Genomic DNA, 26,185 nt, shown 5'->3' with positions numbered 1-26,185 from the left:
GTCGGCATGGCCAAGACCCAAGCAACCGCCGCCGGAATCTGGACCGACGACGAGGTGTTGGAATGCGTCTCGATTCTACCGGAATCGCCGAATGTGGTCACGGTCTGCTTTCAGGCGCCCTCGGGCCGGTCCTTTGACTTTCGGGCCGGGCAGTTCCTGACGCTTGAACTGCCGGTGCCCGGCGGGCCGCTCTACCGGACCTTCACGATTTCATCCTCCCCGTCGCGGCCGAAATCGCTGACGATCACGATGAAGGCCCAGCCCTCGTCGATCGGTGTGCGCTGGATCATCGACAACATGCGGCCCGGCATGACGCTGAAGGCGACCGGCCCCGCCGGCCGGTTCACCTCGGCGGAATATCCGGCCGAGAAATACCTGTTCATCTCCGCCGGCTCGGGCATCACGCCGATGATGTCGATGACCACCGAGATCTATGACCTTGGCCGCCATTGCGACATCGTCTTCGTGAACTGCGCCCGGCGGCCTTCTGAGATCATCTTCAAGCGCCGGCTCGAGCATATGGCGACCCGGATCGAGGGGCTGCACCTGAAATGGGTCGTGCAGGAGCCTGATCCCTACCAGCCCTGGACCGGCTATCAGGGCACCTTCAACCAGCTGATGCTGGGCCTCATGGCGCCGGACTATCTGGAACGCGAGGTGTTCTGCTGCGGCCCCGACGGGTTCATGCAGGCGGTGCGCGAGGCCCTGGCGGGTCTGGGCTTCGACATGGACCACTACCACCAGGAAAGCTTCCAGGCGCCGGGCACGCCGGGGCCCGAGCTGATCGAGGTGGAGCTGCCGGACGATCACCTGCCGGAAGAGAACGTCATGGCCGAGATCGTCTTCGACATCTCGGGCATCACGCAATCCTGCCCGGAGACCGAAACCGTGCTGGCGGTGGCGCGCAATGCCGGTGTCGCGATCCCCTCGGGCTGCACCTTCGGCGTCTGCGGCACCTGCAAGACCAAGAAACTGTCGGGCGAGGTGCATATGGTGCACAACGGCGGCATCACCGAGGAGGAGATCGAGGAAGGTTATATCCTCGCCTGCTGCTCCAACCCACGCGGCAAGGTCACGCTCGAGCTTTAGGTCTTCGGTGTGGCTGTCCACAGCCTCGGGCCAATCGCTAACGGACAAAACCGCCCTTCGCCGTAAAGGGAACGAAGGGCGGCTTTCAAAGTCGCTCCGATCGGATCGCCATTTCCTTTGCCAGACGCTCGGCAAAGGCCGACACGGCCACCGGAAGATCACGGCAAGTTCCACCTCATAGGCCATCAGCGCCTCCGCCGCGCGGTCATGATCCATCACGCGGGTTTCGAAGGTCAGGCGGCGCCGGTCCTTTTCGAAGAGGGCGATCTGGAACAGCAGAAAATCCGTCGCGACCGCCTGACTGCAAGCGATGCGGAGGGGGCCGCAGCGCAGCCCCTCCAAGTCCTCGATCTGCGACCGGACCTGATCGGCTTCCGCAAGCTGGGCCTGGGCATGCTGCACGAACATCTCACCCACCGCCCTCAGCCGGACCCCACGCACCATCCTTTCGAAAAGCTGTGCGCCAAGCTCGTCCTCAAGGTCCTGGATCCTGCGTTTCAGGGCGGAGGCGGTGATGTTCAGCTTTTCCGCCACCTGCCGGATTGATCGGGAGCGCGCGGTTTCGACGATATAGTGCAGCAATCGGAGATGGCGCATGCGCCACCCCGCCGCCACCTGAGCTGCAGCGTCCGTTCAAGACGGCGCTGAAACAACGCTCTCACCCCAGAAGCTCGTCCAGCCTCTGGCGGGTTTCGACGCAGACGGCGCGCAGGTGGCGCACCAGGCTCTTGCCGGTGCCGACCTCGGGCCGGTTCGCCGGGCAGATCGCCGAGACCAGAAAGCGCAGCGCCGGGCGGAAGCGGCGCAGCTCGACTCCGCGCCCGACATAGCTGAGCGCGGTGAGCGGGTTCAGCACCGTCACCCCCAGGCCACGACAGACCATCTCGCAGGCGGCATGAGAGGATTGCACGCTGATCGGCATCCGCCGGCTGACACCGGCGGCGTCAAACGCGCGGTCGATCAATTGCCGGTAGGGATCGTATTCCCCGAGCGAAACGAAGGCCTCCCCCACGAAGTCCTCCGGGCCGAGCACCGGCAAGGCGCACAGGCGGTGCCCCTCGGGCAGGACGCAGACCTGTTCGAACTGCCCCAGCGCGATCACCTCGGCATCGGGCACGATATTGATCGACTCGGTCAGCCCGATGTCGAAGTTGAACCCCGAGATCGGCGACTGGTCGCGCGGGTCGGTGCTGTCGATCCGCATCGTCACATTGGGATGCGCCACCGCCAGACGCGCCAGCGCCGCCGGCAGGATGGTCTGGGCGAAAGCCGGCAGGGTCGAGATATGCAGCACCTCGTCATAGGCGCCGCGCAACTGGTTGACGTATTCGTTGATCCGCTCGAGCCCGACGAAAGCCGCCTGAACCTCGTGATAAAGTTTCATCGCCCGGGCGGTGGGATGCAGCCGCTGGCGACGGCGTTCGAACAGCGTGAACCCCACGGTATCCTCGAGCCGCAGGATCTCGCGGGTGATCGTCGGCTGCGAGGATCCGAGCGCCGCCGCCGCGGTGGTGACCGTTCCGAACTTCATCACCGCGCGAAAAATCTCGACCTGTCTGAGATTGAGCTCGGTAAGGTGCTGATGGGCCATGATGAAGCGTCCACTCATATCCAAGTTGAATAAAGTCCCATAGTATTTTTTGTATTCGCCGAGGCCAAGGGCGACTTTATTGCGAGTAATCAAGAGAAACGCCTGATCACACAGGCCTATCGCCGCGCCGGGGTGACAAATTGACCTTTTCCTTCCCGAATGATCTTGCTGCCGAAATCCTGCGCTGCGCCGCAGAAAGCAGTGCGGGCGAACTCAGCCCGGATCGTCTCAGCTTCGTGCTGAAGGCCTATGAGCGCGCACCACGTCTGAGCGATCCCGGGCGTTTCACACTGACGGATTGCGTCACCCATCGCGCCGATGCGCCGATCTATCCGGCCAGCGTGGTCAAGCTGTTCCACCTCTATGAACTCTGCGGGCTCGAGGCCGAGGGCCGCATCGTGCTGACCGAGGAAGACCGGCGTGCCGCCAAGGCGATGATCGGCATCTCCTCGAACGAGGCGACCGCCTATCTGGTCGGCCGCATGAGCGGCGCTTTCGACGCGCCCTGGCTGGAGCCCGCGCCGCTGGAGGAGTTCGTCCGGGCCCGGCGTCAGCTGCAGGACTGGTTCGATGCGCTGGAAAACCCCGATCTCGCCGGGATCAGCGTGCTGCATGCGACCTATGCGGACAGCCCCTATGGCGCCGCCCGGCAGATCCGCGACCTGACCAGCGGCAACCGGCTGACCGCACGCGCCGGGGCGGCACTGCTGCATGACATCGTGCGCGGCGCGGTGCCCGGGGCCCAGTGGATGATGGAGCTGCTCGACCGCGAGGAATACCGCCTTGCCGAGGCCGCCAGCGGCCAGCCCAGCGAGGACGGCCAGCGTCACGGCTTTCTGGGCCAGGGCTTTCCCGATCGGGTTCGCACCTGGTCGAAGGGCGGTCATACCAGCTGGACCCGGCACGACCTGCTCTATGGCGAAGATGGCGATACCGGCTTCATCCTCTCGGTGATGACCGACAGCCACTGGAGCTCGGTCGACACCACGTTCCTCCCCGCGGTGGCGCGGCTGTGCCATGCCGCCCTTCCAACCTTAACAAAGGCCCGCGCGGAACGGGCCGAACATCAGGGACTGCAAGCATGACGGACAAGACCATGACCTCCACATTCCGGCCGAACCGCCGGGGTATTCTCACCGGCCTCGGTGGACTGGGTGCCGCGGCGCTGCTGGCCAATGGCACCGCCCTGACCCTGCTGGGCGCCCGCCCGGCACAGGCACAGGCGACGCCACTGCCGGGCGGCACGCTGCACCTCTCCGCCCCCTATGGCTCGGCGCTGAAATCGCTCGACCCGCATGCGACCTGGCGGTCGCAGGACATGGTGGTCTCCAAGGCCTTCCACCGGTCGCTCTATTCCTGGGACAGCGCCACCAACGCGCCGGCACTCGATCTGGCCGCCGCGGTCGCGATGGGCGAGGATGGCAAGACCTATACCTTCACGCTGCATGACAACATCTATTTCCATAACGGCCGCCAACTGACCGCCGAGGACGTGATCTGGTCGCTGACCCGCATCATGAACCCCGAGAAGGGCTTTCCCGGCTCGGCCGTGGTCTGGAACGTCGAGGGCGCCGAGGAATACAGCAAGGGCGAGGCCGAGACGATCTCGGGCCTGAGCCGGATCGACGATCTGACCTTCTTGATGAAGATGAAGAGCTTTACCGACCCGGGCCTGCTGTTCTTCGATGGCATCACCTCGATCCTGCCGAAGGAAGAGGTCGAGAAGGAAAGCTTCCTGACCCATCCGGTCGGCTGCGGCCCCTTCGTTTTCACCGAGCATGTCTCGGGCTCCAGCATCTCGGGCAAGAAGTTCGACAAGTACTACAAGCCCGGCCTGCCCTATGCCGACGCGGTGACCTTCGTGATCTCCGGCGATTACAGCGCGCTCGACATGGCCTTCCGCTCGGGCGAGATCGACGCCACCGTGCTGTCCGGTGCGGCCTATGAGCTTTACAAGCGGGATCCCGAGCTGTCGAAGGGGCTGGTCGAGGTGCAGGAGCTGTTCACCCGTCACCTCGGCATGAACCTGGCGATGCCGCCCTTCGACGACGTGAAGGTCCGCCAGGCGATCAACTATGCGATCGACCGCAAGCTGATCATCGCGAAGCTGCTGAAGGGCAAGGCCTATGAGGCGGTGAGCTGGCTGCCCGCCTCCTCGATCGCCTTCGACGACAGCCGCACGCCCTATCCCTATGACGAGGCCAAGGCGAAGGCACTGATGGCGGAATCGTCCTATCCCGACGGGGCCGAGATCGAGATTTGGGCGCGCGACGGCGTCGATGGGTCGGGCGTGGCCCAGGCGATCACCCCCTACCTGGCCAAGATCGGCCTGAAGGTGACGCTGAAGGTGGTCGAATCGGGCGTGCTGAGCGACGCCAAGAGCGCTGGCACGGCGCAGGCCTGGCTCTATTCCGCGGGCACCGGGCCCGACCCGATCGCGGCGCTGCGCAACTTCGACAGCCGGACCACCCGTTCGGGCGGGAATGCCACCGGCTTCGCCGATCCTGTCTTCGACAAGATGCTGGACGATGCCGCCGCCGAGACCGACCCCGAGGCCCGCAAGGTCAAGACGATGGCCGCCGACGGTTATATCTTCGATCAGGCGCCGGTATGGTTCTTCAACACCAACAAGGCCGTGGTTGCCTCGCAGCCCTGGATCAACGGTGTCGGCGGCAATGTGACCGAGGCCGCGATCCTTGAGGTCGACACGCTCTGGCTGGGCGAAGACGCCCCGGGCCGCAAGTGACATGACCTTCCGACGCCGGCCCCCGTGTCCGGCGTCGGCCTTCGATAAGGAGACCCTATGGCCCTGGTGATCCTGAGGCGCCTCGCGCAGGCGCTGATCACTGTCGCGGTGGTTCTGACTCTGGTTTTCCTGCTGTTCAGTGTGATCCCCGGCGATTACGTAAGCTCGATGATGGCCGACAAGCGCGCCATCGACCCCGCCGTGGCGGAGCGGATCGCGGCACAGCTGCATCTGAACGATCCGGTGCTGGTGCGGCTCGGCCGTTACCTGACGGGACTGCTGCGCGGCGATCTCGGGTTCTCCTTCGCCACCCAGCAACCGGTGGCCGAAATGTTGGGCGGCCGCATCCAGGCCTCGTTCCGGCTGGCGGTGGCGGCGATGTGCTTTGCCATCGTCGTGGGCCTGCCGCTCGGCTATCTCGCCGCCTCGCGGCAGGGCCGCTGGGTCGACGGGCTGGCAATGGTCTTTGCCGTCTCCGGCCTGTCGGTGCCGGGGTTCTGGCTGGGTCTTCTGCTGATGTACCTGCTGTCGCTCCAGCTCGGCTGGCTGCCGACCTTCGGCTATGGTCGTGGCGATCTGGCGCATCTGATCATGCCGGCGGTGACCCTGGGGATCGCCCCGATGGCGCTGCTGGCGCGCACCACCCGTGCCGCCGTTCTGGAAACCCAGACCGCCGACTTCATCCGCACCGCCCGCTCGAAAGGCATGGGCGAGGCGCGGCTGGTGCGCAAGCACCTGGCCCGCAACGCCTTCGTGCTGATCCTCACCATGATCGGGCTGCAGTTCGGCTCGATGATGGGCGGATCAGTGGTGATCGAAAGCCTGTTCGCCTGGCCCGGCGTCGGCTCGCTGCTGATCCAATCGGTCGATCAGCGCGACATCCCGGTGGTGCAGGGCTGCATCCTGGTGATCGTGCTGTTCTTCCTCATCGTCAACACGCTGGTCGATATCGCCTATCTGATCATCGACCCCCGCATCCGTTACAAGTGAGGTCACGACCGATGCTCAGGCGCCTCCTCCGCCCCAACCTCGCCATCGGCGGCAGCATTGTCCTTTTGCTGGTGCTGGTCGCCCTCTTGGCACCGCTGCTGGCGCCGCACGACCCGATCCTGGATGCCAATCTGATGTACGCGGGCGAGCCGCCCAGCCCCGACTTCCTGCTCGGCACCGACGATCAGGGGCGCGACATCCTCTCGCGCCTGCTCTATGGCGCGCGGATCGCATTGATCATCGGCCTGCTGGTGCAGGGAATGAACGCGATGATCGGCATCGCGCTTGGCGTTTCGGCCGGGTATTTCGGCGGCTGGTGGGACGAATGCGTGCAGGGGCTGACCAACGTTATGCTGGCGGTGCCCACCATCGTCTTCGCCCTGGCGCTGATGGCGGTGCTGGGCCCCGGCATCCCCAGCCTGCTGATCGCGCTTGGCATGACCGACTGGGCCTATAGCTGCCGGATCTCGCGCGCCCAGGTGCTGTCGATGAAGTCGCGCCCCTTCGTGCAGGCGGCCCGGACCATGGGCTATGGTCCGATGCACATCATGACGCGCGAATTGCTGCCGAATATCGCCGGCCCGCTGATCGTGGTGGCGACCATGGGCGTGGGCTCGGCGATCATGGCCGAGGCCTCGCTGTCCTTCCTCGGGCTGGGCGTCATGCCACCGGCGCCAAGCTGGGGCGCGATGCTGTCGGGCGCGCGCGAACAGCTGATCATCGCCCCCTGGATCGCCATCTTTCCGGGCCTCGCCATCTTTCTGACCGTGCTGGGCTTCAACCTGATGGGCGACGGGCTGCGCGACCTGCTGGATCCGCAAGGGAGGTCGAGACGATGAGCGAGGCGACCCTGAAGATCGAGGATCTGCGCATCGCCCTGCGTGTCGAGGGGCAGGACCATCCCGCCGTCGACGGGCTGACCCTGACGATCGGGCGCGGCGAGGTCGTGGGCCTGGTGGGCGAATCCGGCTGCGGCAAGAGCCTGACGGCGCTGGCGATCGCCGGGCTGCTGAGCGCGCCGATGCATGTCGCCGGCGGCCGTATCCTGGTCGAGGGACGCGATGTCGTCGCCCTGCCCGCCCGCGCGATGCAGGCGCTGCGCGGCGACCGCATCGCCATGATCTTCCAGGAGCCGATGACGGCGCTGAACCCGCTGATGACCATCGGCGACCAGATCGGCGAGATGTTCGTGCTGCACCGGGGCCTGAGCCGCCGCGCCGCCCGCAAGGCAGCGATCCGGGCTTTGGAACAGGTGCAGGTGCCGGGCGCCGCGCGGCGGGTCGACGATTATCCGCATCAGCTGTCGGGCGGCATGCGGCAGCGGGTGATGATCGCCATCGCGCTGGCCTGCGACCCGGCCCTTCTGATCGCGGACGAACCGACGACGGCGCTGGACGTCACCATCCAGGCCGAGATCATCGACCTGATCCTCGGGCTCTGCCGCGAACGCGGCACCGCCGTCCTGATGATCTCGCACGATCTCGGGCTGGTGGCGCGGATCTGCGACCGGGTGGCGGTGATGTATGCAGGCCACCTGATCGAGGAGCAGCCGGCCGAACAGATCTTTCTCGCGCCGCAACACCCCTATACCCGCGGGTTGGTGGGGGCGCTGCCACGCCTCGGCCGCCGCCTGACAGAAGGCCAGACGCCGCTGACCGAGATCGCCGGCACGGTGCCCGCGATCCTCGACTATGGTCAGGGCTGCCGGTTCGCGCCGCGCTGCCCGCAGGCGATGGCGCGCTGCGCCGCCGCCCTCCCCGAGACAAGGCGACTGCCGCAGGACGGTCGGATACGGTGCTTCCTCCATGACTGACAAAGACGACGTGCTCCGCCTCGAAGGGCTCAAGGTTCATTACCCGGTCCGCCTTGGCCATGGCTTCACCCAGGGCGCGCTGAAGGCGGTCGATGGCGTCGATCTGACCATCGGGCGCGGCGAATGCCTTGGCCTCGTTGGGGAATCCGGCTGTGGCAAATCCTCTCTGGCGCAGGCGGTGATGGGGCTGGTGCCGATCACCTCGGGCCGGATCGAACTGACCGGACGCGAGGATTGGGGCGACGACATGCTCGCCCGCGCCCGCACCGTGCAGATGGTGTTCCAGGACCCGTTCTCGTCGCTCAATCCGCGCCAGACCATCGGCCAGAGCCTTGCCGGCCCGCTGAAGCTCCACGGGTTTTCCAACCGCTCGGAGCGCGAAGACCGGGTCGCCGAGATGCTGCGCAAGGTCGGGCTGAATCCGGATGCCGCCAAGCGCCATCCGCATGAATTCTCCGGCGGCCAGCGACAGCGGATCTGCATCGCCCGGGCCCTGATCGTGGACCCCAAGCTGGTCGTCTGCGATGAACCCGTCTCGGCGCTGGACGTGTCGATCCGGGCGCAGATCATCAACCTGCTGCTGCAGCTCAAGGACGAGTTGGGCGTGGCGCTCCTGATGATCTCGCACGATCTGGGCGTGGTCGAACACATGAGCGACCGTATCGCGGTGATGTATCTCGGCCGGATCGTCGAGGAAGGTGGCTGGCGCGACATCTTCACCGCCCCGGCCCATCCCTATACCCGCACCCTGATCGCCTCGATACCCGACCCGACGCGCCCCGCGGACAGCTGGGAACGGTTGCAGGGCGAAACCCCTTCGGCGCTGACCCCACCCGCCGGCTGCGCCTTTCATCCCCGGTGCAGCCGGGCCTTCGGCCCCTGCACCAGCGGCACCGTGCCCGGCTTCACCCCCCTGACCGAGGGGCACCGCGCCCGCTGCCACCTGTTGACCCAAGGAGACCCCGCATGACCGATCGGGCAAGTGTAATCGAGGTGCGCAGCGGCGCCGACAGCAAGGCGCCGCATCGCGGCACGCTGCGGATCGGCGACTGGGAGGTGCCCTGCGCCACCGGCAGGAACGGGCTGGCCGAGCCTGCGCTGAAACGCGAGGGCGACGGCTGCACGCCGATCGGCACCTTCCCGCTGCGCTATGGCTTCTACGATTCCGCCATCTTCGGCGACGCGCCGCGCGGGCTTGAGTTCCCCTTCGTTCCCAAGCCTGCGGACTGGCACTGGATCGAGGATGCGGCCGATCCGCTCTATAACCGGCTGGCGCAATATCCCACCGATGCACCGCGCGACAACGAGGCGCTGTTCGACCTGTTCGTGCCGGTCGGCTGGAACGACGCGACGCCCGAGCGCGGCAAGGGCAGCGGCATCCTGATGCACGCGGCGCGACCCGATTTCTCGGGCACTGCCGGCTGCGTCGCGGTGGCGCATGAACATCTGATGGAGCTGGCGCGGCGGCTGCGCCCGGGGATGCTGATCGACATCCGGCGCGCCGAGGGTGCGGCGGAAGCGGCCAGCCCGCTCGATTCCGGGCTGGAAAGCGTGACCTTCCATGCCACCCGGCCCGGGCCGCGACTGCTGATCACCGGGGCGGTGCATGGCAACGAACCCGCCGGCCCCCTCGCCATCTCGCGCGCGATCGACGCTTTCCGTTCGGGCGCGCTGCGGCTGACCCGTGGCACGGTCACCTTCGTGCCGGTGATGAATCCGCTCGCCTGGGCGCGGAACAGCCGCGAGGGAGAGCGCAATCTCAACCGTGCCCTGGCCGAGCGCCCGATGCCCGAGGACAACGAGGACCGGCTGGGCAATGTGATCTGCCCGATCCTGCGCGCCCATGACGTGCTGATCGACCTGCATTCCTTTTCGGCACCGGGTGAGGCCTTCGCGCTTTGCGGCCCCCATGACAACGATGGCAGCCTCGAACCCTTCCACCACGCCCGCGAGGAAACCGCGCTGGCCCGCGCCCTTGGCCTGCCGCTGGTGGTTCATGGCTGGCTGCCGGCCCATGCCGGGGCACTGGCCCAGCGTCGCGCCGTGGGCGGCCCGGCCGGGGTGGCCGCGCATGGCGTCGGTACCACGGAATTCATGCGCTTCGCCGGCGGTTATGCGGTGACGGTGGAATGCGGCCAACACCTCGACCCGCAGGCGCCCGAGGTCGGCTGGCAGGTCATCCTGAACGGGCTGTCGCATCTCGGGATGATCGCCCGGCCCCTGCCCGACCTCGCCCCGCCGCGCGGGCTCGAGATCGGCAAGGCGCTGCTGGCGCTCGATGACGATGACCGAATGATCCGCCAATTCGCCGCCGGGGAACCCGTCGTGCGAGACGAAATCCTCGGGCATCGCGCCGATGGCACGCCAATCCTGGCCCCCGAGGATGGCGCCATCATCTTCGCCAGCGAGACCGCGACAGCGGGAACCGAACTGGCCTTCCTCTGCCGCCCCTCGGATCGGTTCGCTTAAGCTCCGGCGCCGCGCCACCGTCGCAAGGCCTGTCCGGGCAGAGGGACTGCCATCGGCAGCCGGGAGACAAGCAGGCCGGAACGGTCGTGAAGCGCGATCATCGCATTCGATTTTTGAGCCGCCCCGGACCCCGGACCGGGGGTCGGGGCGGCCAGGGATCAATTGCCGGCCTTGAGGGTTTCCAGCGCGGCCTTGTAAGAGGCGTAGTGGTCGCCCTCATCAGCGGCGATCTGGCGGAACATCTCGGCCACCTTGGTGTCGCCGGCCGCCTGGGCTTGCTCGGCGAATTTCACGTACATCACGGTGTTCTCGTAATGCTCGCCCGCCATCGCGTCGAGCAGGTCGGCCTCATTGCCCTCGACCAGACCCAGCGCCGAGGCCTCGCGATCGAAGTGTTCGTTCGCCTCGACGTTGGCATTCTCGCTGAACAGCGCCGCCAGCTCGGGATTGCCGTTGCGACGGGCGAATTCAGCATAGGCGAGATATTTGAGGTTGGCGAAGGCCTCGCCATGCATGGCGGTTTTCAGATTTTCGACCGTCTGCGGGTTGAGCGTGTTCTCGGCAAGGGCGGGGCTGCCGGCGAGCGGGGCTGCGACAAGGCCGCTGAGCAGGAGGATGCGGAGAGTTTTCATTGGTTTGGCTCCATGTTTCGAAGGCTGCCTTCGGGGGCAACGCCACAAGCCTCGCTCCGCGCGCTGACAACATCCTGACGGTGGTCGCGATTTTTTCTGCCGTCCCGTCAGGTCTCTGTCAGCTCCGCCCGGCACTCTGTGCACAGTCCCGGATCGGGGCAGTCGCTCAGTCGCAGAAAGGATCTCCTGAATGATGCGCTTTAAGATCAGTCTTGCCGCTCTCGTCTCTGGCCTCGGCCTCGTCGCCGGAGCGGCATTTGCCAGCCCCACCTGCACCACCGAGCCCAAATCCGCCTGGCTGACCGAGGCGCAGATGAAAGAGAAGATCGCCGAGATGGGCTATCGCGAAATCAAGGTTTTCCGTACCTCGACCACCGGCTGCTATGAAATCTACGGCTATAACAAGGACGGGGTGCGGGCCGAGGTCTATTTCAATCCGGTCACCGGCGAGATCGTCGAAGAGAACCTGAACTGAGCCATGGCCCTGTCTGACACAGGAGCCGTCCGCCCTGGGGCGGCATCCGGCCCGGACGGTCGGATCCGCGTCTGGGATCCCTTCGTCCGGGTGTTTCATTGGAGCATCGTGACCGGCGTGCTGCTGAACGAGGCGGTAGTGGAGCCCGGCAAGCTGGCGCATCGCTATATCGGCTATGGCATCGCCGGCCTCCTGCTCCTGCGGGTGATCTGGGGCTTCATCGGGACGAGGCACGCCAGGTTCCGCGATTTCGTGGCATCGCCAGCCCGGGTGATCCGGCATCTCGTCGCCACCCTGCGCGGGCGCGACCCACGCTATATCGGCCACAACCCCGCCGGTGGCGCGATGATGCTGCTGATGATGGTCATGCTGGCTGGGCTCTGCCTGACCGGGTGGATGCAAAAACTCGACATGTTCTGGGGCGTGATCTGGGTTGAAAACCTCCATGCGTCCCTGGCCGATCTGCTGGTCTGGCTGGTGGCGCTGCATGTGGCGGCAGCGATCCTCGAAAGCTTCCGTCACCGCGAGAACCTGATCTGGTCGATGATCAACGGGCGCAAACGCACAGACGGCAGCGCGGAGGCCGGAGATGCGGGTTCTGCTGATTGAGGACAGCACCCGGCTTTCGGCGCTGATCGTCTCGGGCCTGTCCGGCGCCGGCTTCGCGACCGACCCCTTCGGTACCCTGGCGGGCGCCGAAGAGGCGGTCGAAACCCTGTCCTACGATCTGATCCTGCTGGATCTCGGCATGCCGGACGGCGACGGGGCGGCATTCATGCGGCACTTGCGGCGCTCCGGCTGCCGCGTGCCGGTCTTGATGATCACCGCCCGCAGCGGACTTGACGACAAGGTCAAGGGGCTGGACGCCGGGGCCGACGATTATCTGGTCAAGCCCTTTGAAATCCGCGAGCTTCTGGCCCGCTGCCGGGCGCTGCTGCGTCGCCCCGCAACCTGTCTCGACCCGGTGCTGAGCCTGGCGAATATCGAGCTGGACTGCGCCAGCCGCACCGCCTCCATCGCTGGGCGATCGGCGCATCTGCCCCCGCGCGAAACCGATCTGCTCGAACTCCTGCTGCGCCGCTCCGGTCAGGTGGTGGGCAAACCCGCGATCGAGCAGGCGCTCTATGCCCTGGCGTCGGAGGTGACGCCGAACGCGATGGAAGCGGTGGTGTCGCGGTTGCGCCGTCATCTGGCCACGGCCGGAGCCGAGGCCGAGCTGCACACCGTGCGCGGCATCGGCTATATGCTCTGCGCGACGGGGCAGTCATGAGCCTGGCGACGCGAAGGGTCCGACCGCTCTGGGCACGCATGACCATCCGGCTCGGGCTGGTGGCGCTTTTGTTCTTCGCCATCCAACTGGCGAGCGTGCTCTGGATCTATGTGCGCAATCCCAACGCACTGGACGAACTTCTGGTCACGGCTGAGGCCAACCGCATCGCCGCCGAAATGGTCGAGACCGCGACCGGGCCACGCCTTGGCAACCCCGACACGCTCGGCCCGCCGATCTCGGCCGCGACGGCGCGGGCGTTCCTGGTCCATGACGCCTCGGGGAATATCGTCGCGCGCCGAGACGACGGCACGCTGCGCGTGGCGGATGAGCCTCCGGCAGTCTTCGTGGTGATCCGCACGCAAAGGGAGCAGCACGGTGACAGGTTCCTGCTCTCCGGGTCCCGCCGCATCACGCTGGCAGGCCAGCCGCTCTGGATCAGCCTGGCGATTTCGGGACAGGGCTTCCGCCCCTATGTCCCGATCCTGGTGGACGAGATCCGAGTGCATGTGATCTTTCCGCTGCTGCTGCTCTCGGGTCTTTATCTGCTGTTCAATTTCAGCGCCGTGCGCAGCGCGCTGAAGCCGCTCGAGGCGGTCATCGCGACGGTCGACCGGATCGACCCGGCACAGATCGGCCAGCGCATCGCACCGCCCGGCAAGCCGGTGCGCGAGGTCGAGGCGCTGGTCGCCTCGGTCAACCGGATGCTGGCGCGGATCGAACAATCGGTGCGCGCCCTGCAAGACTTTGCCGCCGATGCCGCCCACGAGCTTCGCACCCCTCTGGCCATCGCGACGCTGAACGCCGAGGCCCTGCCGCCCGGCCCCGGGCGCGAGGGGCTGCTGCAGGACATGCATGCGATGCGGCGATTGATCGAACAGATGCTCGACATGTCCAATGCCACAGCGCTGGAGATCCCGGCCGGAGCCGAGGCGAACCTGACAGCGATCGCCGCCGAGGTCGTCTCCGATCTCGCCCCGCTGGCGATTTCGCGCCATCGCAGCATCACCTTCGTGCCCAGTGCCGACAGGCAGATCGTTCGCGGCCATGCCGACGCGCTTGGGCGCGCCCTGCGCAACGTGGTGGAAAACGCGCTGCAGCATACGCCTCAGGGCAGCGAGGTCACGGTGATCTGTGGCCCTGGCCCGCAGATCGCAGTCTGCGATTCAGGGCCCGGGATCCCGCCCGAACGGCGTGCCGAGGTGCTGGAACGGCATCGCCGGCTTGATCCGGGCGAAGGCAACGGTGCCGGTCTTGGTCTCGCCATCGCCGAGACGATCATGCGAACCCATCGCGGCAGGATCGAAATCACCGACGCGCCAGGTGGCGGCGCCAAGGTCACGCTCGATTTTCGCAGCGCGAGATAGGGAAAGCGGCCCCCCGCGCGCTCCGCGCGGGATCAGGGCAGTTCCAGATACCGCTCGATCATCGCATCGCCCGCGCGGCTGCGGCCCTGTGGCTGGCGCCGGGTCACGGCCCCGGCGTCGGACGCGCAGGAATGAGACTGCGAAATCAGATGCGTATTCAGCGCAAAGCGGGTCAGTTCGGCCATCAGGTGTTCGCGCACGATCTGTTCGGTCGGGGTGAGCGAGATGCGCCGGGTTCTGACGACCACGCCGACGCTCGGACCGCCGATGATCCGGTCGACCACGCAATCGATCGTTGCGGTTTCCGCCACCAACGCGACGACGGGCACAAAGGCGCTCCAACTCGATTGCGCCGCCAGATTGACCGCCGCCGAGATCGAGTTGATCTCGATCGATTTCGCCGGGCTCACCCCATATTCCGCGAACATGCGATCGGCCACCGCCCGCAGCGGGTTGCCCTTCGGCGGCAGGATCAGGTTCCGCGTCGTCAGTTCGGCCGGCAGGATATCGCGCGAGGTGCTCCGCTCGTGCCGGCCGGTCACCAGAACGCATTGGCTGACCTCGCCTTCACTGATGGTATCGCTGCTGTAGACGTCGTTTTCCGTCACGATCAGGCTCAGATGCCCCTCGCGCAACCGCGTCTCCAGTACCTCGGCGCCGGCTTCCTCGATGTTCAGCGTGATGTCAGGATAGGCGGCGAAACGTGCCAGGATCGGCGGCAGGATGCAGCGGCTGAGCCAGGGCACCACCCCGATCGAGATGCTGCTGGCCGACGCCATCCCGGGCTGGCCCTGCAGGTCGGAAACCGTCTCGTCGTATTCCCGCAGGAACCGCAGGCAATGCATATAGTACTGTTCACCCTGCACCGTCGGCTTGACCGCCCGGGTTCCCCTGTCGAACAGCCGGATGCCGACGACCTGTTCGATCTTCTTGATCTGCTGGGAGATCCCCGACTGCGTGGCATTCATCCGGAGTGCCGCGCCGGTGAAGGACCGCTCCTCGTAGACGGCCACGAAAGTTCTGAATTCACGCAAATAGCACATGGTTCCTCGCCTCCCCTTCGGAATTTAGATCGGCTCCAGCCCTTCCAGAAACTCCATGTTTACATATCCTCAAAGGCCGGGAACCGGCGTCACTCGGAAAAAACAGAGATGTGACGGCCCGCCCACACAAATGCCAAAAATTTGCGCGAACCACCTGGCAATTTTGCTGTCTGCGCATCTCTGCCCCCACTGAACCCATCCCCACGCCTTCCCGGGACCGGAGGGTTTCCCGGCCCCGGGATCGGATCGAACGGTCGGATCAGGCGCCCCAGACGTCCTTCATGACCCGCAGCCAGTTGCCCGAGGAGATCTTCTCGATCTGGTCCTCGCTATAGCCGCGCTTGGCCAGGCCGTCCCAGATCAGCGGCACCTTGGTGATAGTTCCCACGTCGGCGTTCAGGCGGTTATCATAGGTGTACCACTCGCCCAGAATGCCGGTGATATTGGGATAAAGCCCCTCGACACCCCAGTATTCCTCCCAATGCTCGCGGGTCTCGACCTCGGGCATGTCGCTGGCCCATGCCACATGCTCGATGCCGCAGACCTTCACCAGATAGTCGAAGTGATCGAGGATATGCTCCAGCGTCGGCTTCTCGGGCAGCCAGGTCACCGGCGGCCAGGTCACCATGCCGGTCAGCCCGCCGGTCTCGGACACCGCACGCAGCAGCTCGTCGGTCTTGTTGCGCGGGCTCGGGCAGATCGCCATGGCGTTGGCGTGGCTGAAAACCACCGGCTGCTTCGATTCCGCGATGAAATCGGCGCTGGTCTTCAGGCCGCAATGCGACAGGTCGATGATCATCCCGTTACGGTTCATCTCGGCCACCCAGTCGCGCCCCGCCGCGGTGATGCCGCGGTCGCCATCGCCCAGGAAAGGGGCGCCATAGCCGAAGGCGTTGCGTTCGTTATAGGTCGGCTGGACGATCCGCAGACCCAGCGTCTTGAACACTTCGAGCAGTCGCACCTCGGGCTCGACCATCACCGAGTTCTGGGCGCCGATGATGATGGCGCAACGGCCGGTCGCCTGCGCGTCAAGGATATCGGCGGTGGTACGCCCGACGATCGCCAGCTCGGGCATGGCGGCGATCTTGTCCAGTGCCTCCTGGACTTGGAGCAGCCCGTCCTGCACCCCGGCCTGCGGCCGGATCGCGGTCAGGTTCATCGCCGAAATGCCGCCTTCGATGGTGCGGCGGATCTGTTCGGGCGTCAACGGCGCGCAGTTCAGCCCGTCGATCACAAGGGGGGAAGTTGTCATGGTCTTGATCTCCTTTGGAAGGGTTGGGTCACGCCGGGGACCGTTCGGCCCGTTTGCGGACATAGAGTTCGAAACGACGTTGCGCGCCGGGGGTCAGCACCGCCCCCCCCTGCCCGAGCACGAAGGGCGCCTGCTCCTCGGCATGATGGCAGGCGACCAGATGGCCTTCGGCGACGGATCGCGGTTGCGGCCTTTCGCTGGCGCAGCGTGCCGAGGCCAGCGGACAGCGATCGCGATAAAGACAGCCCTCGCGCCCCGGTATGGCGCCCGAGGTCGCCGGGATGCGCACCGCGGGCTTGCGCCGGCCCGGGTCGGGCTGCGGCACCGCCGACAGCATCGTCCGGGTATAGGGGTGCATGGGGGCGGAAAAGATCCGCGCCTTGGTGCCGCTTTCGATCATCCGCCCCAGATGCATCACCGCGACGCGATCCGCGATATGGCGCACCACCGACAGATCGTGAGAGATGAACAGATAGGACAGCCCGAGCCGCGCACGCAAATCCAGCATCAGATTGATCACCTGCGCCTGGATCGACACGTCCAGCGCCGAGACCGGCTCGTCGCAGATCAGCAGCTCCGGGTTCAGCGCCAGCGCCCGGGCGATGCCGATCCGCTGACGCTGCCCGCCCGAAAACTCATGCGCGAAACGGCCGGCGTGATCGGGACGCAGCCCGACCAGCGCCATCAGTTCGTCGACACGGGCGCGATGATCGCCCTTGACCCGGTGAACCTGCAGCGGCTCGGCGATGATCTGGCGCACCGACATGCGGGGATCGAGCGAAGCGAAGGGATCCTGAAACACCATCTGCATCCGCTCGCGCAGGGATCGCAGCGTCGCCCCCCGCGCCCGCGTCACATCCTTGCTGTCGAACAGCACCTCGCCGCCGCTGGTTTCGATCAGCCGCAACGCCAGCCGCGCGGTGGTCGACTTGCCACAACCGGATTCCCCCACCAACGCCAGCGTCTCGCCCGGCCGGACCGACAGGCTGACACCCTCGACCGCATAGGTGCCGCCGCGACCGCTGCCGAACAGGCCGGCCCCCCGGCCATAAATCTTGTCGACATTGCGCAGTTCCAGAAGCGAGCGGGTCATGCGTGATCCTCCAACGGCGCGAAGTGGCAGGCGACGGCATGGCCGGCGGTCACCTCGCGCGGGGCGGGGGACTGGTCGCTGCAGCGTGGCCCGGCGAAGACGCAGCGCGGCGCGAAACGGCAGCCGGGCGGCATCGCCGACAACGCCGGCACGGTGCCTTCGATCTCGAGCAACCGGTCCTGGTTCCCAAGTTGCGGAATGCTGCCCATCAGGCCGATCGTGTAGGGATGCTGCGGGTCCGAAAAGATCGCCCCGACCTCGCCCCGCTCGACGATCCGGCCGGCGTACATCACCATCGCCTCGTCGGCGAATTCGGCGACCACGCCCAGGTCGTGGGTGATCAGGATCACCGCCATGCCGGTGTCCTGCTGCAGATCGCGCAACAGCGACAGGATTTCCGCCTGCACGGTCACGTCCAGCGCCGTCGTCGGTTCGTCGGCGATCAGCAGGTCGGGTTCGCAGGCCAGCGCCATGGCGATCATCACCCGCTGGCGCATCCCGCCCGACAGCTCGTGCGGATAGCGGTGGAATTGCGTCTCGGGCGCCGGCAGCCGCACCCGCCGCAGCCCCTCGATCACCCGCTGCTGCCGCTCGGCCGTGGTGAGATCGGGGAAATGCAGCTTCAGCGCCTCGGAAAGCTGGGCGCCTACCGTCATGATCGGATTGAGGCTGGTCATCGGCTCCTGGAAGATCATGCCGATCTTGCCGCCGCGGATCTGCCGCATCCGTTCCGAAGAAACGCGCGCCAGATCCTCGCCGCCGATCAGGATTTCGCCCCGGGTGCGGGCGCTGTCCGGGATCAGCCGGATCAGCGACAGCGACAGGATCGACTTGCCGCAGCCGCTTTCGCCGACGATCGCCAGCGTGTGCCCCAGCGCGATCGAGAAGCTGACATCGTCGACCACGGTGGTCTCTGTGCTGCCGTTGACGAAAGAGGTCGACAGGTTGCGGACATCGAGAAGGGGTTCGGACATCACACTCACTGCTCCGTTCGCGCCAGCCGCGGATCGAGCAGATCGCGCAGCTCGTCCCCGAGGGTATTGATGGCAAGGATGGTGATCGAGATCGCCAGCCCCGGGAAAAGCGAGACGGTCCAGGCCTGCGACAGGTAACGCTGCCCCTCGCTGATCATCCCGCCCCAGGTCGGGGTCGGCGGCTGCACCCCCACCCCCAGAAAGCTGAGCGTCGCCTCGATCAGGATCATCGTCGACAGCTCGAAGGTGGCCACGACCATCACCGCCGACAGCACGTTCGGCGCTACATGGCGAAGGAGAATCCGCGACTGCGTCGCCCCGATCGACCGCGCCGCCTCGATGAATTCGCGATCGCGCAGGGTCAGCACCTCGGATCGGATGATCCGGGCGAAGGTCGGCCAGCTTGCCAATCCCATCAGGACGATCAGCGCGACCAGCGACTGGCCGGTGATCGACACCACCCCGATCACCAGGAGGATCACCGGAAAGGCAAGCTGCATGTCGACCAACCGCAAGATGATCGCATCGGTGATGCCGCCGACATAGCCGCCGATCAGCCCCAGGCAGATGCCCAGGCCGGCGCTGACCAGCACGGCGCCGATGCTGACGATCAACGTCGTCCGCGCACCATAGACGATCCGGGCCCAGATATCGCGGCCCAGCTGATCGGTGCCCAGGATGTGCAGCGCGCCGCTGCGATCCTCGAACATCGGCCCCTTGAGGCGCAGAAGAATGCTTTGCGCATTGGGGTCGTGCGCGGTGAACAGCCCCGGGAAAAGCGACATCGCCACCAGCAGGACCACCACCACCATGGCGATGGCGACACCTGGCCGGCGAAGCTGTTTCAACATCCCGCGCCAGACCCTGCGGCGATGCGATGACGGCTGGGAAGGCTTTGCTTGGGTCATTTCAGCCGCACCCTCGGATCGACGATGGAATAGAGAAGATCCGCCAGCAGATTGACGAAGACGAAGACCACGGCGAAGAACAGCACCACCGCCTGCACCACCGGATAGTCGCGGGCATAGATCGCCTGGATCGCCAGACGGCCGACCCCGGGCCAGGAAAACACCGTCTCGGTCACCACCACACCGCCCAGAAGCACGCCGAACTGAAGCGCGATCACGGTGATCACCGGGATGATCGAATTGCCCAGGGCGTGCCGGACCACCACCATGAACTCGGTCTGTCCCTTGGCGCGGGCGGTCCGGATATAATCCTGCTCGATCACGTTCAGCATGGACGAACGCGTCACCCGGATGATCAGCGCCATCATCGTCGTCGCCAGCGTCGTCGCCGGCAGCACCAGGCTTGTCAGCCCCTCCCGCCCGCCGGTCGGCAGCAGGCGCATCCACAGCGCCAGCACGATGATCGACACGATCCCCCAATAGAAGGTCGGCACCGACTGGCCGAGCGCCGCGAGATAGCGGATCGCGGTGTCGATGGGGCGGCCACGCCAATAGGCCGCCGCCACCCCCAGCGGAATGCCGGTGCAGACCGCGATCAGCAGCGTGGCCAGCGCCAGTTCCAGCGTGGCGGGGAGCCGTTCGGCCACCAGATCGATCGCCGGAGTGGAAAAGCGCAGCGAGGTTCCGAAATCGCCGTGCAGAGCGTTGTAGACGAACAGCCAGAACTGTTCGGGCAGACTGCGATCCAGCCCGTGTTTTGCCCGGAACGCGGCCAGCGCCTCGTCGGTGGCGTCCACGGGCATGAACAGATGCGTCGGATCGCCGCTCAGCCGGGTCAGAAAGAAACAGATGATCAGAACGCCCAGCAACGAAGGCAGGACGTACAGCAACCGGGTCAGAAGATATTTACCCATATAGCGCTCGCTTTCCCTGTCGGGCCGGCGCGGCGACGGTCGGACCGCCACCGCGCCGGCGCGGTGTCATTCCTTGCCGACGGAGACGCCGTAGAGCATCCAGAGCTGGTCGCCCCGCGGCAGGAATCCCTCGACATCGGCGCCGGTGGCATAGAGGTCGACATTCTGGAACAGATAGCCGACCGAGGCCTGCTCGCGCATATAGGCCGACAGCTCCTGATAGATCGCTGCCCGCTTCTCGCCGTTCATCTCGGCGGCGCCGGCGTCGATCAGACGATCGATCTCGGGGTCGGAGACATAGGAATACCGCCAGTTCGACCGGTATTGCGCCATCTGCAGGTCGGGGTCGTCCGCCGGCCCGAGGCCGACATAGCCGACCGGCGCCAGTTCCCGGTTCACGAGCTGGCGCAGGAACTCCCCCGCTTCGAGCTGGATCATGTTGGGACGAATGCCCACCGCCTCCAGCATGCCGGCGATCGCGGTGGCGACCTCCTGATCCTGCACATAGCGGCCGGAGGGGAAGCGGAAGTCGATGTCGAACCCGTTGGGATAGCCCGCCTCGGCCAGCAGCGCCTTGGCCTTTTCGGGATCATAGGGATAGTCCGTCAGATCGGGGTTATAGCCAAGCTGATTGCTGCGCAGAAGCTGACCGTTCAGCCGCTTGGCGCGCCCCTCGAACAGCCCGTCGATGATGCCTTCCTTGTCGATGGCATAATTCACCGCCTGGCGCACCAGCTTGTCGTGCATCGGCGAGGGGTGCATCTCGAGGTTCGACAGCTCGAGCGAGAAGATGCGATAGCTCGGAACCTCGACGATCTTCTTGCCGGCCGCCTCGATCGCGGCCGCGTTGGCGATCGGGATATTGGTGGCGATGTCGAATTCCCCGGCCTCGATCCCGGCGGCGCGGGCCATGTCGTCGGGCACCGGGCGCAGGATCACCCGTTCGATCCCCTTCAGCGGGGTGCCCCAATAGCCTTCGTTGCGGGTCATGACGATCCGATCGTCCCGCCGCCAGTCTTCCAGCTTGAACGGGCCGGTCCCGATCGGCGCGGCGCCGAACCCGTCGGCGCCGACCTCGGCCCAATAGGCGGGCGGCACGATATAGACCTTGCCCAGTGCCAGTTCCAAGGCCGGATAGGGGAACTTGGTCTTGATGCGGACGGTATGGTCGTCGACCTTCTCGATGCTGTCGAAGACCCCCGCATAGCGACCATAGGCCGGGGCGATTTCGGGGTTCATGAAATTGGTGAAACTCGCCACCACGGCATCAGCGTTGAACGGTTCGCCATTGGTAAAGCTGACGCCCTGGCGCAGCGCGACCACCAGCGTGGTGTCGTCCTCCATCTCATAGCCCAATGCCAGCACCGGCATCAGCGAATTGCTCTTCGGATCGGTCCAGAACAGCGGCTCGGTGATCAGCGCGCCGGCGTTGATCTCGTCCGAGGCGGTGTTGAAGTTCGGCCAGAGCGAAGTGGGGTCGAACGCCTGGGCGATCACCAGATCGCTCGGGGTGTTTTGGGCGAAGGCGGGAAGCGCCGCGGTCGAGGCCAGCAGGCCAGCCGCCAGGGCAAGTGCGTGAAAGCTGCGTCTCTTCATGGACTTAGTTCTCTCCTGTTGGGTCGTTTAGTTGCTTGTTTATTGGTCTGCCGAGGCCCCCGTCGGGGTGATGAAAAGGGCGAGCGTCGGATGCACCTCGATCTCTGCCGCGGGACCGGCGACGATGGTGCATTCGCGCTCTTCGATGATCGCGGGGCCGGGAAAGCGCATGCCCGGCACCAGCGATGACCGTTCATAGACCCGGGTCGGCAGGGTGCCCCCCGCCTCGGGGAAATAGACCTCTCGCGTCGCCTTGGCCCTGGGCTGCCCGCAGATGCCGGTCTCTGCGATCGCCACGGCGGGCGGCTCGGGAAGCGTCGCCGCATGGGTACTGACCGACAGCCGGCAGGTGATCAGCTCGGGCACCAGATCGCGGTGGACGTGGCCATAACGCGCCTGATGGGCGGCATAGAAGGCCGCCGCGACGCCGTCGATCGACCGGCTTTCGACGATCTCAAGCGGGATTTCGACGGTCAATTCGCGCCCCTGGCCGAAATGGCGCAGATCCATTTCATAGGTGACCTCGGCCGAGGCAATGCGCGACGACGGCAGCCCGGCCTCGCTCAGCGCCGCGCGCGCCTCCTCCAGCATCTGCGACAGCACGCGGTCGATGTCGTCCCAGGTCAGCTTGTCCAGACGCCGGGGAAGCGACCGCGAACAATCGAAGCTGACCGGGCTCACCACCAGCCCAAGCGCCGATCCGGCACCGGCGGCGGGCGGGACGATCACCCCCTTCATGCCAAGCTGTCGCGCCAGTTCCCAGGCGTGGATCGGCCCCGCACCGCCGAAGGCGAACAGGAAGAATTTTTGCGGGTCCTCACCCTGTTCGGCGATATGCACCTTGCAGGCCGCCGTCATGTTCTGGTTGACGATCCGGAAGATGCCGCAGGCCAGTTCGGTCGCGGACATCGCCGTGATCTCGCCCAACCGCGCCAGCGCCCGCATCGAGGCCGTCCGGCTGAGCGGGATTTGCCCGCCGAGGAAATAGTCGGGGTTCAGATAGCCCAGCATCAGATTCGCGTCGGTCACCGTCGGCTGGGTGCCGCCCAGACCGTAACAGGCCGGCCCCGGCGCGCTGCCGGCGCTTTCCGGCCCCACCTGCACCAGCCCCATCTTGTCGGTCGAGGCGATGCTGCCGCCGCCGGCGCCGATCTCGATCAGCTCGACGATCGGCACTTTCACCGGCAGGCCGCTGCCGCGCATCAGCCGGGCGACGCGGCCGAATTCGAACTGGTTGGCCTTGCGCGCCTGGTGCCCCTTGACCAGCCCGACCTTGGCGGTGGTGCCGCCCATGTCGAAGGTGACCAGATCGGGCAGACCCAGAAGCTTGGAGAAATGGATCGCCGCCAGCACGCCGGCGGCCGGACCGGATTCGAGCATCCGGATCGGTTGCGCCTTGACCAGCTCGGCCCCCGCGATGCCGCCGGACGAGACCATCATCTGCATACGCTGGGCAAAGCCGCTGTCGTGCAGCATGCCTTCGGTCCGGTCGATATAGCGGCGCACGATGGGTTGCACATAGGCATTCGCGGCGGTGGTGCTGGACCGTTCGAATTCCCGGATCTCGGGGGCGATCACGCTGGAGCGGCTGATCTGCACCTCCGGCATCTCCTCGCGCAGGATGCGCTCCGCCTCGATCTCATGCGCCGGGTTCATGAAGGAATGCAGAAAGACGATCGCCACCGCCTCGACCTTCTGCGCCAGCATCTCGCGGGCGATTTCGCGCAGCCGGTCGGTGTCGAGCGGCACCAGAACATCGCCCTTCGCCGAAATCCGCTCGGGCACGTCATAGCGGCGCTGACGTGGAACAAGCGGGCTCGGCATTTCCAGCGACAATTCGTAATTGTCGTAACGCACCTCGGTGCCCATCTCGAGCGTATCGCGGAACCCTTCGGTCGCCAGCAGGGCCGTCACCGCCCCCTTGCGTTCGATCAGGGCGTTGGTGATCAGCGTGGTGGCATGGATCGCCACGTTCAGATTGCCGGCCGAGATGCGGGTATCGGCCAGCAGGCTCAGCAGCCCGTCAGCGATGCCGCGGGTGGGATCGTCAGGCGTGGTCAGGCATTTGCCCAGCCGTACGGCGCCGTCGGTCTCGCTGACCAGCGCAAAGTCGGTGAAGGTGCCGCCGACATCGAACCCCAGCTTGAAGGCCCCCGGGGCCCGTGTGAGAAGATCTTGGGTCATCAGTGGGCCTTTCGCGCAACGCCATAGGTTTCGACCGCGCAAAGCGCCGAGACATAGCCATTGGCGATGTCGCGGGCGATGTCCTGCGGGTCGCGATCGTCGGGGTTCCCGAACCCGCCGCCTCCGGGCAGCTTGAGGGTAAGGATCTCTCCCGCATTCAGCACGAAGGGCTCCAGCGGCAGCGCCCGATCATCCAGCCAGACCTCGCCCCGCGCGCCGGGCTCTCCGCCCTGGATGCCGCGCGCCGGATGGGTCAGCTTGTCGGGCCGTAGCGTCATCCGGGCGTTCTGCACCCCATGGGTCCGAATGCGGATGACCTGCCCCAGCCCGCCCCGTCGGCGCCCGGCACCGCCGGAATCGTCGCGCAGCGACCGTTCGAGGATCATCAGGGGCGAGCGGTGTTCGATGATCTCGGCCGGGGTGAAGGTTCCGTTGCCTGGAAAGGCCATCACCGGATGCCCGTCCATGTCGTCGGTCGCCCCGACGCCGCCATTGGGCAGCACATGCAGGCCGAAGGGTTCGCCGTCGCTGTCCCGGCCGGCGCAGGAAATCCACCAGAACGATCCGCTGCCCGCCTGAACCGCGGTGGGCATCAGCAGCGCCATCGCCTCGAAGATCGCGCTGTGCAGGTGATAGCTGGTCATCGACCGGCCCCGCACCGGCGCCGGAAATTGCGCGTTCAGGATCGACCCCTCGGGGGCGGTGGTCCGCACCGGGCGGAACAGCCCTTCGTTGTTGGGGATGTCGCGCGCCAGCAGGCATTTCACCGCAAACATCGAATGCGCATGGGTGACATTCGACACGCAGTTGATCGAGGCGTCGGCACGCTGCGGGCTGGAACCGGCATAGTCCAGTTCCATCTCCTCGCCCCGGACCCGGACGGTCAGCGCGATATGGGTCGCGGTCTGATAGCCGTCGACGTCGATCGCCGCCGGGTAATCGCCATCGGGCAGCGCCGCGATGGCATCGCGCATCGCGTTTTCCGAACGGTTCAGGATCTCTTCGCCGATCCGGTCGATGGCACCGGCGCCATAGTCGGCCTCGAACTCGCGGCAGCGGCGTGCCACGATATCGCCGGCACCGACCAGCGCCCCCAGATCCCCCAGCACCAACCGCGGATAGCGGGTATTGGCGCGCAGAATCTTGAACATCACCGGAACCGGCACGCCGGCCTCATAGAGCTTGACCGGGGGGATCCTGACCCCCTCTTCATAGACATCGCGCGCGGTCAGCTCGTCGATCCGCCCGCCGACATCCGACACATGCGCGGCACCGGCGTAAAAGGCGATCACCCGGCCTTCGTTGAAAATCGGCACGATGACGTAGAAGTCCGGCAGATGGCCGTGGCAGATCCAGGGATCGTTGGTGAACAGCACGTCCCCCGGCTGAAGCTCGTCCAGCGGGAATTCCTCCAGCATCTTGCGGGCGGCGGCCGGCAACGAGCAGGTGAAGGCCGGCACGCAGATCTGGGCCTGGGCAATGGAGCGCGCCTGGCTGTCGAGCAGGATCACCGCGTAATCGCGCGAGTCGCTCACCACAGTCGAGAAGGCGGAATGCAGCAGTGCGATATCCGCCTCGTCCATCATCGAGATCAGACGGTTCCACTGGATCTGAATGTCGATCGCGTTCAGAGAGTTCTGTTCAGTCATGGCTCGACCTTTTCCCTATCTTCGACCTCTCCGCGGGGAGAGGGCCCGCCCCCTCAGACCGGCGCCACAGCCAGGATTTGGGGATCGGGAACAGGAGGAATAGAAACAGCCGGCGCTGTTTGCGTCGAATTAT

General features: G+C 66.1%; 23 protein-coding genes and 1 pseudogene. 12 read left to right on the top strand and 12 right to left on the bottom strand.

Going from position 1 to position 26,185, the window contains the following annotated elements:
- The first annotated feature begins 6 nt into the window (after positions 1-6).
- Positions 7-1,089, top strand: a complete 1,083-nt coding sequence (locus ACN0V4_RS07170; RefSeq protein WP_417674469.1) for a 2Fe-2S iron-sulfur cluster-binding protein — start codon at positions 7-9, stop codon at positions 1,087-1,089.
- A gap of 93 nt (positions 1,090-1,182) precedes the next feature.
- Here ACN0V4_RS07170 and ACN0V4_RS07165 read toward each other — a convergent pair.
- Both ACN0V4_RS07165 and ACN0V4_RS07160 read right to left on the bottom strand, forming a co-directional pair.
- A pseudogene (locus ACN0V4_RS07165) lies at positions 1,183-1,686 on the bottom strand (LysR family transcriptional regulator); the annotation flags it as partial.
- Positions 1,687-1,747: 61 nt separating this feature from the next.
- Positions 1,748-2,680: a LysR family transcriptional regulator gene (locus tag ACN0V4_RS07160; protein WP_417674467.1), complete on the bottom strand. Its 933-nt coding sequence runs from the start codon at positions 2,678-2,680 to the stop codon at positions 1,748-1,750.
- A gap of 140 nt (positions 2,681-2,820) precedes the next feature.
- Here ACN0V4_RS07160 and ACN0V4_RS07155 point away from each other — a divergent pair, with 140 nt between their 5' ends.
- The 7 genes from ACN0V4_RS07155 to ACN0V4_RS07125 are packed head-to-tail and all read left to right on the top strand — an operon-like array spanning position 2,821 to position 10,698.
- The gene (locus ACN0V4_RS07155) at positions 2,821-3,765 is read left to right on the top strand and encodes a hypothetical protein (RefSeq protein ID WP_417674465.1); all 945 of its coding nucleotides are present in this window, start codon (positions 2,821-2,823) and stop codon (positions 3,763-3,765) included.
- Positions 3,762-5,426 (top strand): ABC transporter substrate-binding protein, encoded by a 1,665-nt coding sequence (locus ACN0V4_RS07150; RefSeq protein WP_417674463.1) that lies wholly within the window; start codon positions 3,762-3,764, stop codon positions 5,424-5,426. Before ACN0V4_RS07155 ends, ACN0V4_RS07150 begins: the two co-directional genes overlap by 4 nt.
- A 57-nt stretch (positions 5,427-5,483) precedes the next feature.
- Complete coding sequence (locus ACN0V4_RS07145; protein WP_417674461.1) at positions 5,484-6,416, top strand: ABC transporter permease; 933 nt, start codon at positions 5,484-5,486, stop codon at positions 6,414-6,416.
- An 11-nt stretch (positions 6,417-6,427) separates the two neighbouring features.
- Positions 6,428-7,255, top strand: a complete 828-nt coding sequence (locus ACN0V4_RS07140; RefSeq protein WP_417674459.1) for an ABC transporter permease — start codon at positions 6,428-6,430, stop codon at positions 7,253-7,255.
- Entirely contained in the window at positions 7,252-8,229 is a 978-nt protein-coding gene (locus ACN0V4_RS07135; protein ID WP_417674457.1) for an ABC transporter ATP-binding protein, read from the top strand. The genes ACN0V4_RS07140 and ACN0V4_RS07135 overlap by 4 nt, the downstream gene beginning before the upstream one ends.
- On the top strand, positions 8,222-9,199 hold the full coding sequence (locus ACN0V4_RS07130; protein WP_417674455.1) for an ABC transporter ATP-binding protein: 978 nt from the start codon (positions 8,222-8,224) through the stop codon (positions 9,197-9,199). The genes ACN0V4_RS07135 and ACN0V4_RS07130 overlap by 8 nt, the downstream gene beginning before the upstream one ends.
- The gene (locus ACN0V4_RS07125; RefSeq protein ID WP_417674453.1) at positions 9,196-10,698 is read left to right on the top strand and encodes a succinylglutamate desuccinylase/aspartoacylase domain-containing protein; all 1,503 of its coding nucleotides are present in this window, start codon (positions 9,196-9,198) and stop codon (positions 10,696-10,698) included. Before ACN0V4_RS07130 ends, ACN0V4_RS07125 begins: the two co-directional genes overlap by 4 nt.
- A gap of 158 nt (positions 10,699-10,856) precedes the next feature.
- On the opposite strand, the gene ACN0V4_RS07120 is transcribed toward ACN0V4_RS07125, so the two are convergent.
- The gene (locus ACN0V4_RS07120; RefSeq protein ID WP_417674451.1) at positions 10,857-11,330 is read right to left on the bottom strand and encodes a ferritin family protein; all 474 of its coding nucleotides are present in this window, start codon (positions 11,328-11,330) and stop codon (positions 10,857-10,859) included.
- A 190-nt stretch (positions 11,331-11,520) separates the two neighbouring features.
- Between ACN0V4_RS07120 and ACN0V4_RS07115 the strand changes: the two genes are divergently transcribed.
- From ACN0V4_RS07115 to ACN0V4_RS07100, 4 genes are read left to right on the top strand one after another with little or no spacing between them, the layout of a single operon-like run.
- Entirely contained in the window at positions 11,521-11,805 is a 285-nt protein-coding gene (locus ACN0V4_RS07115; protein WP_417674449.1) for a PepSY domain-containing protein, read from the top strand.
- A 3-nt stretch (positions 11,806-11,808) separates the two neighbouring features.
- Positions 11,809-12,414 (top strand): cytochrome b/b6 domain-containing protein, encoded by a 606-nt coding sequence (locus ACN0V4_RS07110; protein WP_417674447.1) that lies wholly within the window; start codon positions 11,809-11,811, stop codon positions 12,412-12,414.
- The gene (locus ACN0V4_RS07105) at positions 12,395-13,075 is read left to right on the top strand and encodes a response regulator transcription factor (RefSeq protein ID WP_417674445.1); all 681 of its coding nucleotides are present in this window, start codon (positions 12,395-12,397) and stop codon (positions 13,073-13,075) included. Before ACN0V4_RS07110 ends, ACN0V4_RS07105 begins: the two co-directional genes overlap by 20 nt.
- A complete protein-coding gene (locus ACN0V4_RS07100; RefSeq protein WP_417674442.1) occupies positions 13,072-14,439 on the top strand; it encodes a sensor histidine kinase in 1,368 nt (455 codons plus the stop codon). Before ACN0V4_RS07105 ends, ACN0V4_RS07100 begins: the two co-directional genes overlap by 4 nt.
- Before the next feature lie 32 nt (positions 14,440-14,471).
- Here ACN0V4_RS07100 and ACN0V4_RS07095 read toward each other — a convergent pair whose 3' ends face one another.
- The 9 genes from ACN0V4_RS07095 to ACN0V4_RS07055 all read right to left on the bottom strand — a co-directional run bounded on the left by ACN0V4_RS07095 (position 14,472) and on the right by ACN0V4_RS07055 (position 26,052).
- Positions 14,472-15,482, bottom strand: coding sequence for a LysR family transcriptional regulator (locus ACN0V4_RS07095; RefSeq protein ID WP_417674440.1), 1,011 nt, complete (start codon positions 15,480-15,482; stop codon positions 14,472-14,474).
- Positions 15,483-15,741: 259 nt separating this feature from the next.
- The gene (locus ACN0V4_RS07090; RefSeq protein WP_417674438.1) at positions 15,742-16,734 is read right to left on the bottom strand and encodes a dipeptidase; all 993 of its coding nucleotides are present in this window, start codon (positions 16,732-16,734) and stop codon (positions 15,742-15,744) included.
- 28 nt (positions 16,735-16,762) lie between these two features.
- Complete coding sequence (locus tag ACN0V4_RS07085; RefSeq protein ID WP_417674436.1) at positions 16,763-17,827, bottom strand: ABC transporter ATP-binding protein; 1,065 nt, start codon at positions 17,825-17,827, stop codon at positions 16,763-16,765.
- Positions 17,824-18,801 carry an ABC transporter ATP-binding protein gene (locus ACN0V4_RS07080; protein WP_417674434.1) on the bottom strand — a complete coding sequence of 326 codons (978 nt, stop codon included), beginning with the start codon at positions 18,799-18,801 and terminating at the stop codon, positions 17,824-17,826. The genes ACN0V4_RS07085 and ACN0V4_RS07080 overlap by 4 nt, the downstream gene beginning before the upstream one ends.
- A 5-nt stretch (positions 18,802-18,806) precedes the next feature.
- Positions 18,807-19,649, bottom strand: a complete 843-nt coding sequence (locus tag ACN0V4_RS07075; RefSeq protein WP_417674432.1) for an ABC transporter permease — start codon at positions 19,647-19,649, stop codon at positions 18,807-18,809.
- Between the two features lie 56 nt (positions 19,650-19,705).
- Positions 19,706-20,623 carry an ABC transporter permease gene (locus ACN0V4_RS07070; RefSeq protein ID WP_417674430.1) on the bottom strand — a complete coding sequence of 306 codons (918 nt, stop codon included), beginning with the start codon at positions 20,621-20,623 and terminating at the stop codon, positions 19,706-19,708.
- A 66-nt stretch (positions 20,624-20,689) separates the two neighbouring features.
- Positions 20,690-22,219: an ABC transporter substrate-binding protein gene (locus tag ACN0V4_RS07065; RefSeq protein ID WP_417674428.1), complete on the bottom strand. Its 1,530-nt coding sequence runs from the start codon at positions 22,217-22,219 to the stop codon at positions 20,690-20,692.
- Between the two features lie 39 nt (positions 22,220-22,258).
- On the bottom strand, positions 22,259-24,403 hold the full coding sequence (locus ACN0V4_RS07060; RefSeq protein WP_417674426.1) for a hydantoinase/oxoprolinase family protein: 2,145 nt from the start codon (positions 24,401-24,403) through the stop codon (positions 22,259-22,261).
- Positions 24,403-26,052 (bottom strand): hydantoinase B/oxoprolinase family protein, encoded by a 1,650-nt coding sequence (locus tag ACN0V4_RS07055; protein WP_417674424.1) that lies wholly within the window; start codon positions 26,050-26,052, stop codon positions 24,403-24,405. The genes ACN0V4_RS07060 and ACN0V4_RS07055 overlap by 1 nt, the downstream gene beginning before the upstream one ends.
- Positions 26,053-26,185 lie beyond the last annotated feature (133 nt).

The sequence above is a fragment of the Pseudodonghicola sp. genome, from assembly GCF_048268305.1.
Classification (GTDB): Bacteria; Pseudomonadota; Alphaproteobacteria; order Rhodobacterales; family Rhodobacteraceae; genus Pseudodonghicola.
The sequence above is the reverse complement of the archived record's forward strand: the minus strand, read 5'-3'. Positions and strand labels throughout refer to the sequence as shown.